Raw genomic sequence first — 17722 nt, 5'->3', positions numbered from 1 at the left:
GGTCGCAAGCGGCGCCGGACATACATCGAGGGTGCAACCACCCTCGAATGAAACGAAATCAACGGATGCGTCCCTGCATCCATGCAACCAGAACTAGCCCGGTACGCGGCGGATCTTGGCGCCAAGCATCTGCAACTTCTCTTCGATGCACTCATAACCACGGTCGATGTGGTAGATGCGATCGATCAGGGTATCGCCTTCGGCCACCAGGGCCGAGATCACCAGGCTGGCCGAGGCCCGCAGGTCGGTGGCCATCACTGGCGCGCCCTTGAGCTTCTCGGTGCCGGTAACGATGGCCGTGTTGCCTTCGACCTGGATCTTGGCGCCCATGCGGTGCAGCTCGTAGACGTGCATGAAACGGTTTTCGAAGATCGTCTCGATCACCGCGCCCGTGCCTTCGGCAATGGCGTTAAGGGAGATGAACTGGGCCTGCATGTCCGTCGGGAACGCCGGGTACGGAGCGGTCCGCACGTTGACGGCCTTGGGCCGCTTGCCGTGCATGTTCACTTCGATCCAGTCTTCGCCGCAGGTGACTTCGGCACCCGCTTCCTTGAGTTTTTCCAGGACGGCTTCGAGGATGGTCGGATCGGTGTCCTTGACCTTGACGCGGCCACCGGTAACGGCAGCGGCCACCAGGTAGGTGCCGGTTTCAATCCGGTCCGGCATCACTTTGTAGGTAGCCGAATGCAGACGCTCGACACCATCGATGGTGATGGTATCGGTGCCGGCACCGCTGATCTTGGCGCCCATGGCGATCAGGAAGTTCGCCAGGTCGACCACTTCCGGCTCGCGCGCGGCGTTTTGCAGTACGCTGCGACCCTTGGCCAGTGCAGCGGCCATCATGATGTTCTCGGTACCGGTCACGCTGACAGTATCGAAGAAGAAATTCGCACCACGCAGGCCACCTTCAGGTGCCTTGGCCTTGATGTAGCCGCCTTCGACGTCGATTACCGCACCCATGGCTTCCAGGCCACGAATGTGCAGGTCCACCGGACGCGAGCCAATGGCGCAACCGCCAGGCAGTGCAACTTCCGCCTCACCGAAGCGGGCGACCATCGGGCCCAGCACCAGGATCGACGCGCGCATGGTTTTCACCAGCTCGTACGGCGCGATCAGGGTCTTGATGGTGCGCGGGTCGATCTCGACGCTGAGCTTCTCGTCGATCACCGGCTCAATGCCCATGCGCCCGAACAGCTCGATCATCGTGGTGATGTCGTGCAGGTGCGGCAGGTTGGCCACGGTGACCGGGCCATCGCACAGCAGGGTTGCGGCCAGGATCGGCAGGGCGGAGTTCTTTGCCCCGGAAATACGGATTTCGCCATCAAGACGAACACCGCCGGTAATAATCAGTTTATCCATAAGAATCTCGACGCCCTTGGGCTCAGGTGCGCTCGGCCCAGGCCGCGCTGCTGAAAAATTTCATAGTGACCGCATGGATGCTGCCATCGGCGATCCACGGGTTCAAATGGGCATAGATGCTCTGCTGACGCTTGACTGGGCTTAATGCCGCCAGTTCATCGCTAATCACGTTCAGCTGAAAGTTGCAGCCTTCGCCCTCAACTTCAATGACAGTTCCGGGCAGCTTTCCTTCGAGGAAGCTCTTCACTTCTATGGCCTGCATGCTCAACCTCAATCGGCGCCCTGTGCGCGCGGGTCGCACATCATACAAAAAAGCCCCGCGCCTGCGAACCCCGCGAAGCAGGACTCTGACGGGGGGCTTTTCCAAGGATGTGGGTCAGGGGTGCACAAGCAGCTCGGTCAGTTCGCTGACCTGGGCTATCTCACGCATGTCTTCGGGCATCCCTTGGATGCTCCACGTTTTACCGGCAGCCTTGGCGTCACGCATAAAGCACAGCAGCAGCGACAGACCGACACTGCTGGACTTCTCGACGCCCGAGCAGTCAATCACCAGCTCGGCGGCTTTCGCGGACCTGATCAGCGCCTGGCCCTGCTTGCGCAGGGCCGGGCCGGTGCGATAGTCCAGCACGCCGCTGAGCATCAGCTCGCCGGCCTCACCCAGACGAACGGCCGACTCACTCACCGACTCGATCATTGTTCCTGCTTCTCTTTGGCTTCTTCGGTCACTTCCTTGGCCTTGGCCACTTCACCGGCCCAACCGTTGATGGTCTTGTCCAGATCATTGCCATTGCGCTGCATCGCGTCGGCGAACTGATCACGGAACAGCTTGCCGATGTTGATGCCATTGATGATCACGTTGCGCACTTTCCACTCGCCGTTGATGTTCTCGAGTGTGTAGGACACAGGATAGACCGCGCCATTGCTGCCCTTGACCTGCATGTCGACGCTGGTACGACTGCCGCTTTCGTCCTTGGCCGGCGAAACGGTGATGCCCTGGTTGTTGTACTCGAGCAAGGCATTGCCATAGAACTGCATCAGGCTGCGCTTGAAGTTTTCCTGGAAGCGGGTCATCTGCGCAGGGCTAGCCTTGCGCGAGTACTTGACGGTCATGATGCTCTTGGAGATGCCGTCGGCATCCACCACCGGGCCGACGATACCGTTCAGCGCATCATAGAACGCACCAGGGTCCTGCTTGTACTTCTCTTTATTGGCGGCAAGATCCGCCAGCAACCGGTTCGTGGTGTCCTGGATGATTTCGTGAGCCGAAGGCGCGGCCACGGCGTTAGCCATCAACGGCAGCGTCGCGAGCAACACCAACAGGCCACGTCGCAAGATAGAGATCATTCAAAGCTCCTCATTTGGCGTCTTTGCTAACGGTATTGAGCAGGAATTTACCGATCAGGTCCTCGAGCACCAGCGAAGACTGCGTATCGTGGATGGTCTCGCCATCCTTGAGCAGTTTGTCTTCCCCGCCCACGCTGATACCGATGTACTTCTCGCCCAGCAACCCAGCCGTGAGGATAGATGCAGTGGAATCAGTCGGCAGGTTATCCACGCGCTTTTCCAGCTGCAGCGTCACCCGACCAGTGAAACTGTCACGGTCCAGATCGATTGCCGTGACCTTGCCGATGGTTACACCGGCCATGGTCACCTTGGCTCTGACCGTCAAACCGGCGATATTGTCAAAATAAGCATAAAGTTTATAAGTATCGGTGCTTGCCGTCGGCGCCAGGCCACTGACTCGCAGGGCCAGCAGCAGCAAAGCCAGGATGCCAGCCAGCAAGAAAAGGCCGACACCGATTTCCAGGGTGCGGTTTTGCATCAGAAATCTCCAAACATCAAGGCGGTCAGAATAAAGTCAAGGCCCAGGACCGCCAGCGAGGCGTACACCACGGTCTTGGTTGTGGCACGGCTGATCCCCTCTGACGTGGGCTCACAGTCATAGCCTTGAAACACGGCGATCCAAGTCACCACGAAAGCGAATACGGCACTTTTAATAACGCCGTTGAGCACATCGTCGAGAAAGTCGACGCTGTTCTGCATGTTGGACCAGTAGGAACCTTCATAGACCCCCAGCCAGTCGACGGCCACCCATGAGCCACCCCAGATCCCCACGACGCTGAAAATGATTGCCAGCACAGGCAGGGAAATGAAGCCAGCCCACAGGCGCGGGGCAACGATGTACTTAAGCGGGTCGACCCCGATCATTTCCAGGCTCGACAACTGCTCGGTGGACTTCATGTTACCGATTTCGGCCGTCAGCGCCGAACCGGCACGCCCGGCAAACAGCAGCGCAGTCACCACCGGCCCGAGTTCGCGCAGCAACGTCAGCGCGACCATCTGCCCGACCGCCTGCTCCGAACCGTAGCTGGACAAAATACTGAAGCCCTGCAGCGCCAGCACCATACCGATGAAGATCCCTGAGACCACGATGATCACCAGGGACATCACGCCCACCGAGTGCAACTGCTTGACCAGCAGGCCAAAACCGCCGCCCGTCGAGTTGCGCCCAAACAAGGCATGCATCAGAAACAGCGAGGAACGACCCAATATCGCCACCACGTCGATGCCGGAACGGCCGAACAGGCGAACTCTTTCTATCAGTGATTTCTTGCGCATCAGCGCTTCCCCAGCAGATCGGTACGGTAATCCGTGGCCGGAAAATGGAACGCCACCGGGCCGTCCGGATCACCTTTCATAAATTGGCGAATGCGCGGGTTGTCAGAATCCTTCAGCTCCTGGGGCGTGCCCTGCCCCAGCACCTGGCCGTCACCGACGACATAGATGTAGTCGGCAATGCTCGCGGTTTCAGCCAAGTCGTGGGACACCACGATACTGGTGATGCCCAGGGCATCGTTGAGCAGGCGGATCAGGCGTACGAGCACGCCCATGGCGATCGGGTCCTGCCCGACGAAGGGTTCGTCGTACATGAGGATCTTCGGATCGAGGGCAATCGCTCGCGCCAGTGCAACCCGGCGCTTCATGCCACCGGACAACTCGTCCGGCATCAAATCGAGGGCGCCACGCAGCCCCACCGCCTGCAACTTGAGCAGGACGATGTCGCGGATCATCTCTTCCGGCAGGTCGGTATGGACCCGCAGGGGGAACGCCACATTCTCGAAGACGTCGAGATCGGTAAACAGCGCGCCACTCTGGAACAGCACACCCATGTGCTTGCGCGCATCGAACAGGTCGCCGCGCGACAGTTCGGGAAGGTTCTGGCCGTTGACCCAGACTTCGCCCGCATTGGGACGCAGTTGTGCGCCCATCAGACGCAGCAGTGTGGTCTTGCCACACCCGGAAGGCCCCATGATGCCGGTCACCTTGCCGCGCGGGATGCGAATATCAATGTCATTAAAAATGCTGCGCGTCCCTCGCTTGAAGGTCAGCCCCTTCAGCTCGACCGCGTAGGCGTTGTCGGCACTCATCTAAACTCCTTGCGATGCAGCCTCACATTCGAATGCCCTGGCCAGCCGACGAGCGCCGGTACCGCCGGGCATGCGAACCGGCGGCGAACTATATCACTGCAACAGCCAAGCGCCCAAGACCAACCCCCCGCCCGTTAAGCCTGGCTTAAGGTAAAAAGCTACATTTTTATGTCGAACCTTGCGGCCCCTCGAACAAAGCATGACGAACTTACGTGAGGGAATTGTTCATTGCCGCTATAATCGCCGCCTTTTCATCGGGCTATACGATTTCAGACATGAGCCAATCCAGCGACCTGATTCAATCGGCACAACGTACCATCCGCCTCGAGCTCGAAGCCGTACAAGGCTTGCTGCCCCATATCGACGCTGATTTCGTACGCGCCTGCGAGATGATTCTGGCCAGCAAGGGCCGCGTGGTCGTGGTCGGCATGGGCAAGTCCGGGCACGTCGGCAACAAGATCGCCGCCACCCTGGCCAGCACGGGCACCACGGCATTTTTCGTCCACCCGGCCGAAGCCAGCCACGGTGACATGGGCATGATCACCCGGGACGACGTCATCCTGGCCCTGTCCAACTCCGGCTCCACCAATGAGATCATCACCCTGCTGCCGCTGATCAAGCGCCTGGGCATCCAGTTGATCAGCGTCACCGGCAATCCGGATTCGCCGCTGGCCAAGGCCGCCGAAGTGAATCTCAATGTCCATGTCGAGCACGAAGCCTGCCCATTGAACCTGGCGCCCACCTCTTCCACCACTGCGGCGCTGGTCATGGGTGATGCCCTGGCCGTCGCCCTGTTGGAAGCGCGGGGGTTCACCGCTGAAGATTTCGCCTTTTCCCATCCCGGTGGTGCCCTGGGCCGTCGCTTGTTGCTGAAAGTCGAGAACGTGATGCATGCCGGCCAGGAGTTGCCGCAGGTGCTACGCGGCACGCTGCTCAAGGACGCGCTCATGGAGATGACCCGCAAGGGCCTGGGCATGACGGTCGTTCTCGAAGCCGACGGCAAGCTCGCCGGGATCTTCACCGACGGCGACCTGCGTCGTACCCTGGACCGCACCATCGACATCCACAGTGCGACCATCGAACAAGTCATGACGCCCCACGGCAAGACCGCACGCGCCGAAATGCTCGCCGCCGAGGCCCTGAAAATCATGGAAGACCACAAGATCAGCGCCCTGGTGGTCGTCGACGACGAAGACCGTCCGGTGGGCGCCTTGAATATGCACGACTTGCTGCGTGCGGGAGTCATGTAAATGAACACAGACCTGCTGCAACGTGGCAAAGCAATCAAACTGGCCGTGTTCGACGTGGACGGCGTGCTGACCGACGGCCGCCTGTATTTCCTCGAAGACGGCAGCGAATTCAAGACCTTCAACACCCTCGACGGCCAGGGCATCAAGATGCTGATGGCCGCCGGCGTACAGACCGCTATCATCAGCGGCCGCAAGACCCCGGTGGTCGAGCGGCGTGCAAAGAACCTCGGCATCCCGCACCTTTACCAAGGTCGCGAAGACAAACTGGTGGTACTGGACGAACTTTTGGGCCAACTCAACCTAAGCTATGAACAGGTCGCCTACCTCGGTGACGACCTGCCGGACCTGCCGGTGATTCGCCGGGTCGGCCTGGGCATGGCCGTCGCCAACGCGGCTGCGTTCGTACGCGAGCACGCCCACGGCATTACCACGGCACGAGGCGGCGAAGGCGCCGCGCGTGAATTCTGTGAACTGATCCTGCGCGCCCAGGGCCGCCTCGAAGCGGCCAACGCCGCGTACCTGTGAGCCATTTATGCTGAGCAAGAAGATTCGCACCATCGTGGTGTTCGGCTGTATCGCGGCGATTTTCGCAGCGGTGGGCTACTGGAACATCAGCCCGGAACGCTTTCTCGACCAACCCGCGGCCACGGTCGAAGAAAATATCGACTGGTACGCGACCAACACGCATACCCTGCAATACCTGCCCGATGGCAAAGTGCAGTATGAGATGACGTCCGACAAGGTCGACCATGTAAAGGCCACCGATATTACGCTGGTGACCAAACCGGACCTGAACATGTTCCGCGGCACCGAATTTCCGTGGCACGTGCAGAGCCTGCGCGCCGAAGTCAACTCCGGGGGCACCGAAGTGGAACTGATCGATTCGGTCCGCGTGGCCCGGACCGATGAGAAAAACCGTACGACTATCATCACCAGCAGTCGTATGACCGTGTTCCCACAGCAAGAATATGCGCAGACCGAGCAACCCGTTAGAATCGACGGCGCCGGGGGTGTATCGACCGGCACGGGAATGAAAGCGTATTTGAAGGAAAGCAGGATACACCTGCTATCGAACGTAAGAGGACAGTATGAAGCTCGCTAAAACCCTCCCTATTTTGCTCAGTCTGGGCGCAGCACTGGGAAGCGCGAGCGCCTGGGCTCTTCCCAACGATCGTGACCAACCTATCCGTATCCAGGCCGACGACGCCCAGCTGGACGACAAAAACGGTGTAGCCACCTACAAGGGTGACGTGATCATCACCCAGGGCTCGATGAAGGTCACCGGCAACACCGTGACCATCACCCGCACTCAGTCCGGCGATATCGACGTGGTGACCTCGGTGGGCAACCTGGCCTACTTCGAACAGATCCAAACCGCTGGCGACACCAAGCCTGTGCAAGGCTACGGGGTGACCATCCAGTATCACGCGTCCCAAGACCGCGTCGTGCTGATCGACCGCGCCAAGGTCATCGACAAGGACGGCAACACCACCCTGGGCGAGAAAATCGTCTACGACACGAACAAAAAGCTGGCCAGCGCCGGTCGTGCCACCGGCAGCAAGGTCACTGAATCGCGCCCACGCATCGACATGGTGATCCAGCCGAAAAAGAAAACCGACGAGCAGAAGGCCCCGTAATGGCAACTCTGAAAGCTCAGCATCTGGCCAAGAGCTACAAGAGCCGTCAAGTCGTGCGTGATGTCAGCCTGTCTATCGACAGCGGCCAGATCGTCGGCCTGCTCGGCCCCAACGGCGCGGGCAAGACCACCTGCTTCTACATGATCGTCGGCCTGGTCCAGGCCGATCAGGGCCGCGTCTTGATCGACGACCTGGACGTCAGCCACCAGCCCATGCATGGCCGGGCAAAGGCCGGTATCGGCTATCTGCCACAGGAAGCGTCGATCTTCCGCAAGCTGTCGGTGGCCGACAACATCATGGCCATCCTCGAGACCCGCAAGGAGCTCGACAAGGCCGGTCGTCGCCAGGAGCTGGAAAGCCTGTTGCAGGAATTCCACATCAACCACATCCGCGACAACCTGGGCATGAGCCTGTCCGGCGGCGAACGACGCCGCGTGGAAATCGCCCGCGCCCTGGCCACCGCGCCGAAATTCATTCTGCTCGACGAACCGTTCGCCGGCGTGGACCCGATTTCGGTGGGTGACATCAAACAGATCATCCATCACCTCAAGGCCAAGGGGATCGGGGTGCTGATCACCGACCACAACGTGCGAGAGACGCTGGATATCTGCGAAACCGCCTACATCGTCAATGATGGCCAGTTGATTGCTGAAGGCGACTCCGCCACCATCCTGGCCAACGAGCTGGTCAAGGAAGTGTATCTGGGCCATGAGTTCCGCCTGTAAGCGCAAAGTGTCTGGCAAATCGCCCGGGTGCCGCTAATTTTATTATGGCGGCGCCCTAGGCAAACACTTCAGTTTCAGGCATATAATTTGCTTAAGTTTGGCGCTTCGGCGCCCTGTAGTGGATGGCGCATGTGCGCCGGCGAATTAAGGTGTTAAGCCCCTGCCATGAAACCATCGCTAGTCTTGAGAATGGGCCAGCAGCTGACGATGACACCGCAGCTGCAACAGGCCATCCGCCTGCTCCAATTGTCGACCCTGGACCTGCAACAGGAAATCCAGGAGGCCTTGGAGTCCAATCCGATGCTCGAACGCCAGGAAGAAGGCGACGACTTCGACAACACCGATCCGCTGGCCGACAACGTCGAGCAAAAAACCAATACGGAAATCCCGGAACCCTCCTACCAGGAAGCCGCCCCGACGGTGGATAACCTTGAGGATGGCGAATGGAACGAACGCATCCCCAACGACCTGCCCGTGGACACTGCCTGGGAAGACGTCTACCAGACCAGCGCCAGCAACCTGCCGAGCAGCGATGATGACGAGTGGGACTTCACCACCCGTACCTCCGCCGGGGAGAGCCTGCAAAGCCACCTGCTGTGGCAGCTGAACCTGGCGCCGATGTCCGATACCGATCGCCTGATCGCCGTGACCCTGATCGACTGCATCAACAATCAAGGCTACCTGGACGAGACCCTCGAAGAAATCCTCGAAGCCTTCGACCCCGAGCTCGACATCGAGCTGGACGAGATCGAAGCCGTCCTGCACCGCATCCAGCAGTTCGAGCCGGCCGGCATCGGTGCCCGCAACCTGGGCGAATGCCTGCTGCTGCAACTGCGCCAGTTGCCTGCCAAGACGCCTTGGCTGGCCGAAGCCAAGCGACTGGTCACTGACTACATCGATCTACTGGGCGGTCGCGACTACAGCCAACTGATGCGTCGCATGAAACTCAAGGAAGACGAGCTGCGCCAGGTGATCGAACTGGTCCAGAGCCTCAACCCGCGCCCAGGCTCGCAGATCGAGTCCACCGAACCCGAATACGTGGTCCCTGACGTGATCGTGCGCAAACACAACGATCGCTGGTTGGTGGAGCTCAACCAGGAGTCGGTGCCCAAGCTGCGGGTCAACGCCCAGTACGCCGGTTTCGTCAGGCGCGCCGACACCAGTGCCGACAACACCTTCATGCGCAACCAGTTGCAGGAAGCGCGCTGGTTCATCAAGAGCCTGCAAAGCCGCAACGAAACCCTGATGAAAGTCGCCACCCAGATCGTCGAGCATCAGCGCGGCTTCCTGGAGTACGGCGACGAAGCGATGAAACCGTTGGTCCTGCATGACATCGCCGAGGCGGTGGGCATGCACGAGTCGACGATTTCCCGGGTAACCACCCAGAAATTCATGCATACCCCACGGGGTATCTATGAATTGAAATACTTTTTCTCCAGCCACGTCAGCACCTCCGAAGGCGGCGAATGCTCGTCCACGGCCATCCGCGCGATCATCAAAAAACTGGTGGCGGCGGAAAATCAGAAAAAGCCGTTGAGTGACAGCAAGATCGCTGGTTTACTGGAGGCACAAGGCATTCAGGTGGCCCGCCGTACCGTCGCCAAATACCGCGAGTCCCTCGGGATCGCGCCTTCGAGCGAACGCAAGCGGTTGATGTAACAGGCCACGCCACAGCGTTCCAGTGGCAGGTATTTCTGCCTGCCGCTTTATGCACTGGCAACGAAGGAGAAGCTGTATGCAAGTCAACATCAGTGGACACCAACTGGAAGTGACCGAACCCCTGCGCACCTATATCGGCGAAAAACTCGACCGATTGGAGAGGCATTTCGACAAGATCACCAACGTGCAAGTCACGATGACCGTCGAGAAGCTGCTGCAGAAAATCGAAGCCACGCTGCATATCCCCGGCGGAGAAGTGGTCGCCAACGCGGAGCATTCAGACATGTATGCCGCAATTGACCTGCTGACCGACAAGCTGGATCGCCAACTTAAAAAGCATAAGGAAAAGACCCAGAGCCTCCTCCAGGGCGCAACCGGTCGTTAACCCCCCCAATCCATGATCCGACTAGAATCCATCCTGACCCCCGGCCGTTCCCAAGTGAACGCGCCGGGCGGCAGTAAAAAGAAAGCCCTCGAACAAATCGCCAACCTGATCCACCGCGAAAATCCGGATCTGGAAATGCAGGATGTCTTCGAGGCCCTGGTTGCCCGTGAAAAACTCGGCTCCACCGGTTTTGGCAACGGCATCGCCATTCCTCACTGCCGCCTCAAGGGTTGTACCGCGCCAATCAGTGCGTTGTTGCACCTTGAAGCCCCCATAGATTTCGACGCCATCGACGGCGCACCGGTCGACCTGCTGTTCGTACTGCTGGTTCCGGAAGCGGCGACCGATGCGCATCTTGAGCTGCTGCGCCAGATTGCCAGCATGCTGGACCGCAAGGAAGTTCGCGAAAAACTGCGCAGCGCACCGAGCAACGAAGCCTTGTATCAGGTTGTCCTGGACGAGCAGAACGGTCATTAAACATGCGCATGATCATTGTCAGTGGCCGCTCCGGCTCCGGTAAAAGCACGGCGCTCAATGTGCTTGAGGACAACGGCTACTATTGTATCGATAACCTTCCAGCCGGCCTGCTGCCGGAGCTGGCCGAACGCGCCCTGATCCACACTGAACTGGCGCAACCGCTGGTGGCGGTGTCCATCGATGCACGCAACCTGCCGAGCCATCTGTCACGCTTTCCTGACTTGCTCGAGGAAGTACGCAGCCGGCATATCCAGTGCGATGTGCTGTATCTGGATGCCGATGAAGAGACGCTGCTCAAGCGTTTTTCCGAAACCCGTCGACGCCACCCGCTGAGCAACGCCAGCCGCTCCCTGGCTGAAGCTATTCATGACGAAAGCCAGCTGCTGAGCCCGATCGCCGACTTGGCCGACCTGAAGGTCAACACCACGAACCTGAACCTGTATCAGCTACGCGACACCATCAAGTTGCGCCTGCTGAACCAGCCGGAACCAGGCACGGCGTTCCTGGTGGAATCCTTCGGTTTCAAGCGTGGCATGCCGGTAGACGCCGACCTGGTGTTCGATGTGCGCTGCCTGCCCAACCCTTATTGGAAACCGGAATTGCGTGAGCAGTCCGGGCTCGACCAGCCGGTGATCGACTACCTGGCCGCCCAGCCGGATGTCGAGGACATGTACCAGGATATCTCCAGCTACCTGCTCAAATGGCTGCCCCGCTTTGCCGCGAGCAACCGTGCCTACGTCACGATCGCCATCGGCTGCACGGGTGGCCATCACCGTTCTGTATACCTGACCGAACGCCTGGGTCAGCTCCTGCAACAATCCCTGAAGAACGTCCAGGTTCGCCACCGCGACCTCAGCTAAAGGATTCACATCGCGATGCCTGCTCGGGAAATTGAAATCATCAACAAGCTGGGTTTGCATGCCCGTGCGTCGGCCAAGTTCGTCGGGGTTGCCGGTCAATTCAAGGACACCAGCATTCGGGTCGGGCGCACGCCAGAGTCTACGGTCGACGGTAAAAGCATCATGGCGATGATGATGCTCGCAGCCGGCAAGGGCACCAAAATCCACCTGCAAACCGAAGGTGATCAAGAGCAGGAAGCGATGGATGCCCTGGTGGACCTGATCAACAGGTACTTCGACGAAGGCGAATAATCCCCCTGTGGTGAGGGGATTTATCCCCGCTGGGGTGCGAAGCGCCCCCCCCCAAAAAAAGGTCCATGCAATCAACCAGAGACACCGCGAAAGTAGGTTTTGGGGCTGCTTCGCAGCCCAGCGGGGATAAATCCCCTCGCCACAGATTTATCCCTGCCACACAGATTGATCCCTGTCCCACAGATTTTCCCTGTCACGCCAACGCCGTGTCCATCACCATCATCAGGCAAAACCCCACCAGCAACCCCAGGCTCGCCAGTTTGTCATGACCATTGCGGCGTGATTCGGGAATGACCTCATGAGTCACCACCAGCAACATCGCCCCGGCCGCCAGTGCCAACCCCAGGGGCAGCAGCATCTCGGCCAGGCTCACCAACCAGGCGCATAACAATGCGAACACGGGCTCGACCAACCCTGACGCGGCGCCAATCAAGAACGCCTTGACCCGCGACATCCCAGCCGCAGCCAGCACCAGCGCGATCACCAGCCCTTCCGGTACATCCTGCAAGGCGATCCCCATCGCCAGGCTATCGGCATCGGGCATGCCGCCACCCGCCGACACGCCGACGGCCATCCCTTCGGGAATGTTGTGGGCCACAATGGCAAACACGAACAACCAGATCCGCGGCGCGATGATCGGGCGTCCGGGCGTCTCTATCAGCCTTGCGGGGCTGGCTGACACCTTGCGATCCACCAGATACAGTCCGAAGGCCCCCAGCAGGATGCCGAAGCTGATCAGGCCACTGGCCGCCCAAGGCGTGAGCCCCAGCTGTTCGGCCGCGGCAATGCCCGGTACGATCAGCGAAAACGCCGTGGCGGCCAGCATCACGCCGGCACCGAAGCCCAACAGCGAATCACTCACGGCCTGGGGCATGCGCCGAATGACCAGCACCGGCACGGCGCCCAACGCCGTACCCAAGGCGCAAAGCCCACCGCCCTGCAGCGCACGCAACAGTTTCGGCTCCAGGTCCAGCCACTCCAGGCCCTGGGCCGCCAGCAATGTCATCCCGGCCAACAGCAACAACGATCCCAAGGCGTAGCGGAACATCCGCCCGCTCCCTATCGCCAGCGTTTCAGTATCCATAGTCAGCCTTGGATGGTTTTTATGAGGCACTCAGGCCAGCGCAGCCTGGTAACGGCGTGCGACTTCCGGCCAGTTGATCACGTTGTAGAACGCGTTGATGTATTCAGGCCGACGGTTCTGGTACTGCAAGTAATACGCGTGTTCCCAAACGTCCAGGCCAAGGATCGGCGTATGGCCGTTCATCAACGGGCTGTCCTGGTTGCCGCTGCTTTCCACCACCAATGTCTTTTGCGGGGTCACGCTCAACCAGGCCCAACCGCTGCCGAAACGGGTCAGCGCGGCTTTGGTGAACGCTTCCTTGAACCGCTCGAGACCGCCCAGTTGCGCCTCGATCGCGGCGGCCAGGGGCCCCTCGGGTTGACCGCCGCCCTGGGGTGCCATGACCTCCCAAAACAGCGAATGGTTGGCATGGCCACCGCCCTGGTTGATCACTGCGGCCCTGAGGCCTTGCGGCAATTGCTCGACGCTGGCCAGCAGTTTTTCGACGGGCCATCCGGCGTATTCGGTGCCGTCCACCGCAGCGTTGAGGTTGTTGATGTAAGTCTGGTGATGCTTGGTGTAGTGGATCTCCATGGTCTGCGCATCGATGTGCGGTTCCAGGGCGTCGTAGGCGTAGGGCAAAGCAGGCAAGGTAAAAGCCATTTTCAATGAACTCCGTAATGAACAGGGGCGTTGCGCTGCCGGGGCGAAGCGGCATTGCAGTGCAGCAGGCGCTGGGTGCGAGGGTATTCACCGTGCTCGCTGATGAACGTCAGCAGTTCGACATAGGTCTTGTGGCTCTGACGCAACGCGGCAGCGCGCAGGGCCGGCGCCATACGCTCGTCCTGCAGGGTTTGCAGCAAACGCTGGTGGATGGCGCAGAGGTACTCGGCGCTCTCCTCCGGCTGGTTCAGGCGCAAGTGCAGATCCGCCAGGTTGTGGTGGGAGACGACGCAGGCGGCAACGGCTTCGTCGGCATCCGCCCAGCGCTCAAACAGCACTTGGGCCAAGGCCAGCGCTTGCAGATAGCCTTCGCGGGCGTCCACCAGTTCACCTAGCATGAAACAGCGATTGGCTCGTTCGATCGTGCGTTTCCAATGTTCCACGGTGAGTCCTCCACAGCAGTGTCGGGTTTACACACCGCCGGCGGTGAGCTTTTCCGGGTCCAGCAGGACCTCGAGCTCGCTGCGCGTCAGGTCGGTGTGTTCCAGGGCGACCTCGATGACCGGGCGACCTTGCTGATAGGCCTTCTTGGCGATTTCAGCGGCTTTCTGGTAACCGATGATCGGGTTCAGCGCGGTGACCAGGATCGGATTGCGCGACAACGCTTCCTTGAGCCTGGCCTCGTTGACCTTGAAAGTGGCGATGGCCTTGTCTGCCAGCAAGCGGCTGGTGGTGGACATCAAGGCGATGCTGCTCAGCAGGTTCTGGGCGATGATCGGCAGCATCACGTTCAGTTCAAAGTTGCCCGACTGACCGGCCACGGTGATCACCGTGTCATTGCCGATCACCTGGGCCGCCACCATCGCAGTGGCCTCGGGAATGACCGGGTTGACCTTGCCGGGCATGATCGAGGAGCCCGGCTGCAAGCCTTCGAGTTCGATCTCCCCCAGGCCTGCCAGCGGACCGGAGTTCATCCAGCGCAGGTCGTTGGCGATTTTCATCAGCGACACCGCCGTGGTCTTGAGCTGTCCGGACACCGCCACGGCGGTGTCCTGGGAGCCGATCAGCGCGAACAGATTCTTGCCCGGGGTAAATTGCACCTGGGTCAGTTGCGTCAGTTGTTGACTGAACAGCTCGGCGAACCGGGGATGGGCGTTGACCCCAGTGCCGACTGCCGTACCGCCCTGAGCCAGGGATTGCAGGCTCGGCAACAGATCCTGCAAATGGCCGATATTGGCCTTGAGCTGCTGCGCCCACCCCTCAAGCACCTGGCTCAAGCGCACCGGCATGGCATCCATCAAATGGGTGCGGCCGGTCTTGATGAACGGGTGCACCTCTACAGCCTTGCGCTCGATCACCTGCACCAGGTGCAACAGCGCCGGCAGCAGTTGCTCATGCAAGGCCAACGCGGCACTGACATGAATGCTGGTGGGAATGATGTCGTTACTGCTCTGGCCGCAGTTGACGTGATCGTTAGGATTGACTGCTTCCCCCAGCAGACGACTGGCCAGGGTGGCGATGACTTCGTTGGCGTTCATGTTGGAACTGGTACCCGAGCCGGTCTGGAAGATATCCACCGGGAAATGGTCCATGAATTGGCCTTCGAGCAGCCCTTGGGCGGCGTCGACGATGGCCTTGCCCTGGGCCGCGCTGATTTGTTCCAGTTCGACGTTGGCCCGAGCGGCGGCGGCCTTGGCCAGGATCAGGGCGCGAATGAACTGCGCCGGCATGCGCTGGCCGCTGACAGGGAAGTTATCCACGGCACGCTGGGTCTGCGCGCCGTAGAGGGCGTCCACCGGGACTTGCAGTTCGCCCATGCTGTCGCGTTCGATACGGGTATTACTCATCGGGAGATCCTTGCACCAGTTCAATAAGAGGAATCGATGGCTCCAGGGCGCAGGTCGCCAGCGCCCAGGCATGGCTCTGCCAGCGCTTGAGGCGGCAGCGGCAGAGCGATTGGCGTTCGAGATCGCGCAATGGGCGCCAGGCCTGGTCGAGGCAGAGATTGCGCCAATGCCACGGCAGCGCGACGTCAGCAGCGGTGTCGAGCAGCAAGCGGAACGCGGTTTCGGAAATCATCCACGGCGAAGTGGCGGTGCAACAGGCCAGATAGCGGCCCTCGGCCAGGTAGTGCTCGATCAGTCGCGGCTCGTCCGGACTCATCGCACAGCGGATCTGGCGACTCATCCAGCGCCAGCTTTCAAGGTAGGGTTGCTCGTGCAGGGCAGAACTCATGACCGCGGCTCACTCGGCGAATGAGATTTATTATTAGATGATAATAAGAAGCAACACAAGTCTTGAGAGGAACACATTGTGGCGAGGGGATTTATCCCCGCTGGGGTGCGAAGCAGCCCCAAACCCTACTCTCGCGGTGTCTCTGGTTGATTGCATGGATCTTTTTGGGGGCGCTGCGCACCCCAGCGGGGATAAATCCCCTCGCCACAGGGTGTCCACCGTGTCCCCCGGTCCAAACAGGGTTCTGCGAACATGAAAAAAGCGCGTCACCCGCTAGGATGACGCGCCTTTTTTCAGCGATTGAAGGTCAGCTACCCGCCACCGTCATCCGCTCGATCAGTACCGAGCCGGTGCGGATGTTGCTGCGCAGTTCCAGGTCATTGCCCACGGCCACGATCTGTTTGAACATATCGCGCATGTTACCGGCGATGGTCACTTCCTGGACCGGGAACTGGATCTCGCCATTTTCGACCCAGAACCCCGCCGCGCCACGGGAATAGTCCCCGGTGACCATGTTCAGGCCATGGCCCATCAGTTCGGTCACCAGCAGGCCGCGCCCCATCCGCCGAAGCAAGGCGGCCTGGTCTTCTTCGCCATGGGTCACGAACAGGTTATGCACGCCGCCGGCATTGGCGGTGCTCGGCATACCGAGCTTGCGGCCCGAATAGGTGCCGAGAATGTAGGACACCAACTCGCCGTTTTCCACGAACGGCTTGGCGTAGGTCGCCAGGCCATCACCGTCGAACGCCGAGCTGCCCATGGCTTGCATCAGGTGCGGACGTTCGTCGATGGTCATCCACTCCGGGAACAACTTCTGCCCCAGTGCACCTTCGAGGAAGGACGACTTGCGGTACAGGTTGCCGCCGGACACCGCCGACAGGAAGCTGCCGAACAAGCCACCGGCCAACTCGGCGGCAAACAGCACCGGCACTTCACAGGTCGGCACCGGCCGGGCGCCCAGGCGGCTGGCCGCCCGCTGCGCGGCTTTCTGGCCGATGCTGACCGGGTCTGCCAACAAATTGCCCTGGCGACTCACGTCGTACCAGTAATCGCGCTGCATCTGGCCGTTGGCTTCCGCGATCATCACGCAGCTGAGACTGTGACGGGTCGAAGCATAACCGCCGATGAAACCGTGGCTGTTACCGTAGACGCGGCAACCCTGGTGGGTATTGAGGGTGGTCCCGTCGGCGTTCTTGATCCGGCTGTCAGCCTCGAACGCCGCCGCTTCGCAACGCAGCGCCTGCTCGATGGCCTGTTCAGGGGTGATGTCCCAGGCGTGGAACAGGTCGAAGTCACGCAGTTCCTTGCACATCAGCGCGGCATCGGCCAGGCCCGAGGCTTCGTCTTCCGAGGTGTGCTGGGCAATCGCCAGCGCCGCGGCAACGGTTTCGCGAATGGCATCAGGGCCGCTGGCCGACGTGCTGGCCGATCCTTTGCGCTGGCCGGCGTACAGGGTGATGCCAAACCCCTGGTCGCGATTGAATTCGACGGTTTCCACCTCGCGCTGGCGCACCGACGTCGACAGCCCCTGCTCCAGGGACACCGCCACCTCACAGGCACTGGCGCCCTGCCGCTTGGCTTCGGCGAGGATCTGCTCGACTTGTTCCTGCAGTGCCGGCAATGCTTGCGGGCCGACGCTCTGAACTGCACTCATGGTGTTCTCCACTCAAATTCTGTTTTCGGTCAGGGT

23 protein-coding genes are annotated in these 17722 nt (G+C 60.4%); 10 read left to right on the top strand and 13 right to left on the bottom strand.

Features of this window, described 5'->3' with window-relative positions:
* Positions 1-93: 93 nt before the first annotated feature.
* From murA to CD58_RS04465, 7 genes are all read right to left on the bottom strand, one after another.
* The gene (murA, locus tag CD58_RS04495) at positions 94-1359 is read right to left on the bottom strand and encodes a UDP-N-acetylglucosamine 1-carboxyvinyltransferase (protein WP_025211869.1); all 1266 of its coding nucleotides are present in this window, start codon (positions 1357-1359) and stop codon (positions 94-96) included.
* Between the two features lie 22 nt (positions 1360-1381).
* Positions 1382-1621 (bottom strand): BolA family protein, encoded by a 240-nt coding sequence (locus CD58_RS04490; RefSeq protein WP_025211868.1) that lies wholly within the window; start codon positions 1619-1621, stop codon positions 1382-1384.
* A 114-nt stretch (positions 1622-1735) separates the two neighbouring features.
* Positions 1736-2041, bottom strand: a complete 306-nt coding sequence (locus CD58_RS04485) for an STAS domain-containing protein (protein ID WP_025211867.1) — start codon at positions 2039-2041, stop codon at positions 1736-1738.
* Between the two features lie 8 nt (positions 2042-2049).
* Entirely contained in the window at positions 2050-2703 is a 654-nt protein-coding gene (locus tag CD58_RS04480) for an MlaC/ttg2D family ABC transporter substrate-binding protein (protein WP_025211866.1), read from the bottom strand.
* 10 nt (positions 2704-2713) lie between these two features.
* On the bottom strand, positions 2714-3181 hold the full coding sequence (gene mlaD / locus CD58_RS04475; protein ID WP_025211865.1) for an outer membrane lipid asymmetry maintenance protein MlaD: 468 nt from the start codon (positions 3179-3181) through the stop codon (positions 2714-2716).
* The gene (gene mlaE / locus CD58_RS04470; protein WP_025211864.1) at positions 3181-3978 is read right to left on the bottom strand and encodes a lipid asymmetry maintenance ABC transporter permease subunit MlaE; all 798 of its coding nucleotides are present in this window, start codon (positions 3976-3978) and stop codon (positions 3181-3183) included. The genes mlaD and mlaE overlap by 1 nt, the downstream gene beginning before the upstream one ends.
* Positions 3978-4787 (bottom strand): ATP-binding cassette domain-containing protein, encoded by an 810-nt coding sequence (locus CD58_RS04465; protein WP_025211863.1) that lies wholly within the window; start codon positions 4785-4787, stop codon positions 3978-3980. Before CD58_RS04465 ends, mlaE begins: the two co-directional genes overlap by 1 nt.
* Positions 4788-5062: 275 nt before the next feature.
* Between CD58_RS04465 and CD58_RS04460 the strand changes: the two genes are divergently transcribed.
* From CD58_RS04460 to CD58_RS04415, 10 genes are all read left to right on the top strand, one after another.
* On the top strand, positions 5063-6037 hold the full coding sequence (locus tag CD58_RS04460; RefSeq protein ID WP_025211862.1) for a KpsF/GutQ family sugar-phosphate isomerase: 975 nt from the start codon (positions 5063-5065) through the stop codon (positions 6035-6037).
* Positions 6038-6562 (top strand): KdsC family phosphatase, encoded by a 525-nt coding sequence (locus CD58_RS04455; protein ID WP_025211861.1) that lies wholly within the window; start codon positions 6038-6040, stop codon positions 6560-6562.
* A 7-nt stretch (positions 6563-6569) separates the two neighbouring features.
* Positions 6570-7139, top strand: coding sequence for an LPS export ABC transporter periplasmic protein LptC (gene lptC / locus CD58_RS04450; protein WP_025211860.1), 570 nt, complete (start codon positions 6570-6572; stop codon positions 7137-7139).
* Complete coding sequence (gene lptA / locus CD58_RS04445; RefSeq protein WP_025211859.1) at positions 7126-7674, top strand: lipopolysaccharide transport periplasmic protein LptA; 549 nt, start codon at positions 7126-7128, stop codon at positions 7672-7674. The genes lptC and lptA overlap by 14 nt, the downstream gene beginning before the upstream one ends.
* Positions 7674-8399, top strand: coding sequence for an LPS export ABC transporter ATP-binding protein (gene lptB, locus CD58_RS04440; RefSeq protein WP_025211858.1), 726 nt, complete (start codon positions 7674-7676; stop codon positions 8397-8399). The genes lptA and lptB overlap by 1 nt, the downstream gene beginning before the upstream one ends.
* Before the next feature lie 165 nt (positions 8400-8564).
* Positions 8565-10058 (top strand): RNA polymerase factor sigma-54, encoded by a 1494-nt coding sequence (locus CD58_RS04435; RefSeq protein ID WP_025211857.1) that lies wholly within the window; start codon positions 8565-8567, stop codon positions 10056-10058.
* A 76-nt stretch (positions 10059-10134) separates the two neighbouring features.
* Positions 10135-10443: a ribosome hibernation-promoting factor, HPF/YfiA family gene (gene hpf / locus CD58_RS04430; protein ID WP_025211856.1), complete on the top strand. Its 309-nt coding sequence runs from the start codon at positions 10135-10137 to the stop codon at positions 10441-10443.
* A 12-nt stretch (positions 10444-10455) separates the two neighbouring features.
* On the top strand, positions 10456-10920 hold the full coding sequence (gene ptsN, locus CD58_RS04425) for a PTS IIA-like nitrogen regulatory protein PtsN (protein WP_025211855.1): 465 nt from the start codon (positions 10456-10458) through the stop codon (positions 10918-10920).
* A gap of 2 nt (positions 10921-10922) precedes the next feature.
* The gene (gene rapZ, locus CD58_RS04420; protein WP_025211854.1) at positions 10923-11780 is read left to right on the top strand and encodes an RNase adapter RapZ; all 858 of its coding nucleotides are present in this window, start codon (positions 10923-10925) and stop codon (positions 11778-11780) included.
* 15 nt (positions 11781-11795) lie between these two features.
* Positions 11796-12071, top strand: a complete 276-nt coding sequence (locus CD58_RS04415) for an HPr family phosphocarrier protein (protein WP_025211853.1) — start codon at positions 11796-11798, stop codon at positions 12069-12071.
* 193 nt (positions 12072-12264) lie between these two features.
* On the opposite strand, the gene CD58_RS04410 is transcribed toward CD58_RS04415, so the two are convergent.
* The 6 genes from CD58_RS04410 to pmbA all read right to left on the bottom strand — a co-directional run bounded on the left by CD58_RS04410 (position 12265) and on the right by pmbA (position 17686).
* The gene (locus CD58_RS04410) at positions 12265-13155 is read right to left on the bottom strand and encodes a ZIP family metal transporter (protein WP_025211852.1); all 891 of its coding nucleotides are present in this window, start codon (positions 13153-13155) and stop codon (positions 12265-12267) included.
* A gap of 30 nt (positions 13156-13185) precedes the next feature.
* A complete protein-coding gene (locus tag CD58_RS04405; RefSeq protein ID WP_025211851.1) occupies positions 13186-13797 on the bottom strand; it encodes a superoxide dismutase in 612 nt (203 codons plus the stop codon).
* Between the two features lie 2 nt (positions 13798-13799).
* On the bottom strand, positions 13800-14240 hold the full coding sequence (locus CD58_RS04400; RefSeq protein ID WP_025211850.1) for a hypothetical protein: 441 nt from the start codon (positions 14238-14240) through the stop codon (positions 13800-13802).
* Between the two features lie 27 nt (positions 14241-14267).
* Positions 14268-15644, bottom strand: a complete 1377-nt coding sequence (locus CD58_RS04395; protein ID WP_025211849.1) for a class II fumarate hydratase — start codon at positions 15642-15644, stop codon at positions 14268-14270.
* Positions 15637-16032 carry a hypothetical protein gene (locus CD58_RS04390; RefSeq protein ID WP_025211848.1) on the bottom strand — a complete coding sequence of 132 codons (396 nt, stop codon included), beginning with the start codon at positions 16030-16032 and terminating at the stop codon, positions 15637-15639. The genes CD58_RS04395 and CD58_RS04390 overlap by 8 nt, the downstream gene beginning before the upstream one ends.
* 307 nt (positions 16033-16339) lie before the next feature.
* Positions 16340-17686, bottom strand: coding sequence for a metalloprotease PmbA (pmbA, locus tag CD58_RS04385; RefSeq protein WP_025211847.1), 1347 nt, complete (start codon positions 17684-17686; stop codon positions 16340-16342).
* Between the last annotated feature and the right edge of the window lie 36 nt (positions 17687-17722).

It is taken from the genome of Pseudomonas brassicacearum, from assembly GCF_000585995.1.
GTDB lineage: Bacteria > Pseudomonadota > Gammaproteobacteria > Pseudomonadales > Pseudomonadaceae > Aquipseudomonas > Aquipseudomonas brassicacearum_A.
The sequence above is the reverse complement of the archived record's forward strand: the minus strand, read 5'-3'. Positions and strand labels throughout refer to the sequence as shown.

Excerpts from the sequence above, each read along its gene's own strand:
- CD58_RS04405 (WP_025211851.1), bottom strand. The coding sequence starts at position 13,797 with ATGGCTTTTACCTTGCCTGCTTTGCCCTACGCCTACGACGCCCTGGAA.
- pmbA (WP_025211847.1), bottom strand. The coding sequence starts at position 17,686 with ATGAGTGCAGTTCAGAGCGTCGGCCCGCAAGCATTGCCGGCACTGCAG.
- CD58_RS04455 (WP_025211861.1), top strand. The coding sequence starts at position 6,038 with ATGAACACAGACCTGCTGCAACGTGGCAAAGCAATCAAACTGGCCGTG.
- hpf (WP_025211856.1), top strand. The coding sequence starts at position 10,135 with ATGCAAGTCAACATCAGTGGACACCAACTGGAAGTGACCGAACCCCTG.
- CD58_RS04490 (WP_025211868.1), bottom strand. The coding sequence starts at position 1,621 with ATGCAGGCCATAGAAGTGAAGAGCTTCCTCGAAGGAAAGCTGCCCGGA.
- CD58_RS04390 (WP_025211848.1), bottom strand. The coding sequence starts at position 16,032 with ATGAGTTCTGCCCTGCACGAGCAACCCTACCTTGAAAGCTGGCGCTGG.
- murA (WP_025211869.1), bottom strand. The coding sequence starts at position 1,359 with ATGGATAAACTGATTATTACCGGCGGTGTTCGTCTTGATGGCGAAATC.
- rapZ (WP_025211854.1), top strand. The coding sequence starts at position 10,923 with ATGCGCATGATCATTGTCAGTGGCCGCTCCGGCTCCGGTAAAAGCACG.
- CD58_RS04395 (WP_025211849.1), bottom strand. The coding sequence starts at position 15,644 with ATGAGTAATACCCGTATCGAACGCGACAGCATGGGCGAACTGCAAGTC.
- lptA (WP_025211859.1), top strand. The coding sequence starts at position 7,126 with ATGAAGCTCGCTAAAACCCTCCCTATTTTGCTCAGTCTGGGCGCAGCA.
- CD58_RS04480 (WP_025211866.1), bottom strand. The coding sequence starts at position 2,703 with ATGATCTCTATCTTGCGACGTGGCCTGTTGGTGTTGCTCGCGACGCTG.
- ptsN (WP_025211855.1), top strand. The coding sequence starts at position 10,456 with ATGATCCGACTAGAATCCATCCTGACCCCCGGCCGTTCCCAAGTGAAC.
- CD58_RS04460 (WP_025211862.1), top strand. The coding sequence starts at position 5,063 with ATGAGCCAATCCAGCGACCTGATTCAATCGGCACAACGTACCATCCGC.
- CD58_RS04410 (WP_025211852.1), bottom strand. The coding sequence starts at position 13,155 with ATGGATACTGAAACGCTGGCGATAGGGAGCGGGCGGATGTTCCGCTAC.
- mlaE (WP_025211864.1), bottom strand. The coding sequence starts at position 3,978 with ATGCGCAAGAAATCACTGATAGAAAGAGTTCGCCTGTTCGGCCGTTCC.
- CD58_RS04415 (WP_025211853.1), top strand. The coding sequence starts at position 11,796 with ATGCCTGCTCGGGAAATTGAAATCATCAACAAGCTGGGTTTGCATGCC.
- lptC (WP_025211860.1), top strand. The coding sequence starts at position 6,570 with ATGCTGAGCAAGAAGATTCGCACCATCGTGGTGTTCGGCTGTATCGCG.
- lptB (WP_025211858.1), top strand. The coding sequence starts at position 7,674 with ATGGCAACTCTGAAAGCTCAGCATCTGGCCAAGAGCTACAAGAGCCGT.
- mlaD (WP_025211865.1), bottom strand. The coding sequence starts at position 3,181 with ATGCAAAACCGCACCCTGGAAATCGGTGTCGGCCTTTTCTTGCTGGCT.
- CD58_RS04435 (WP_025211857.1), top strand. The coding sequence starts at position 8,565 with ATGAAACCATCGCTAGTCTTGAGAATGGGCCAGCAGCTGACGATGACA.
- CD58_RS04465 (WP_025211863.1), bottom strand. The coding sequence starts at position 4,787 with ATGAGTGCCGACAACGCCTACGCGGTCGAGCTGAAGGGGCTGACCTTC.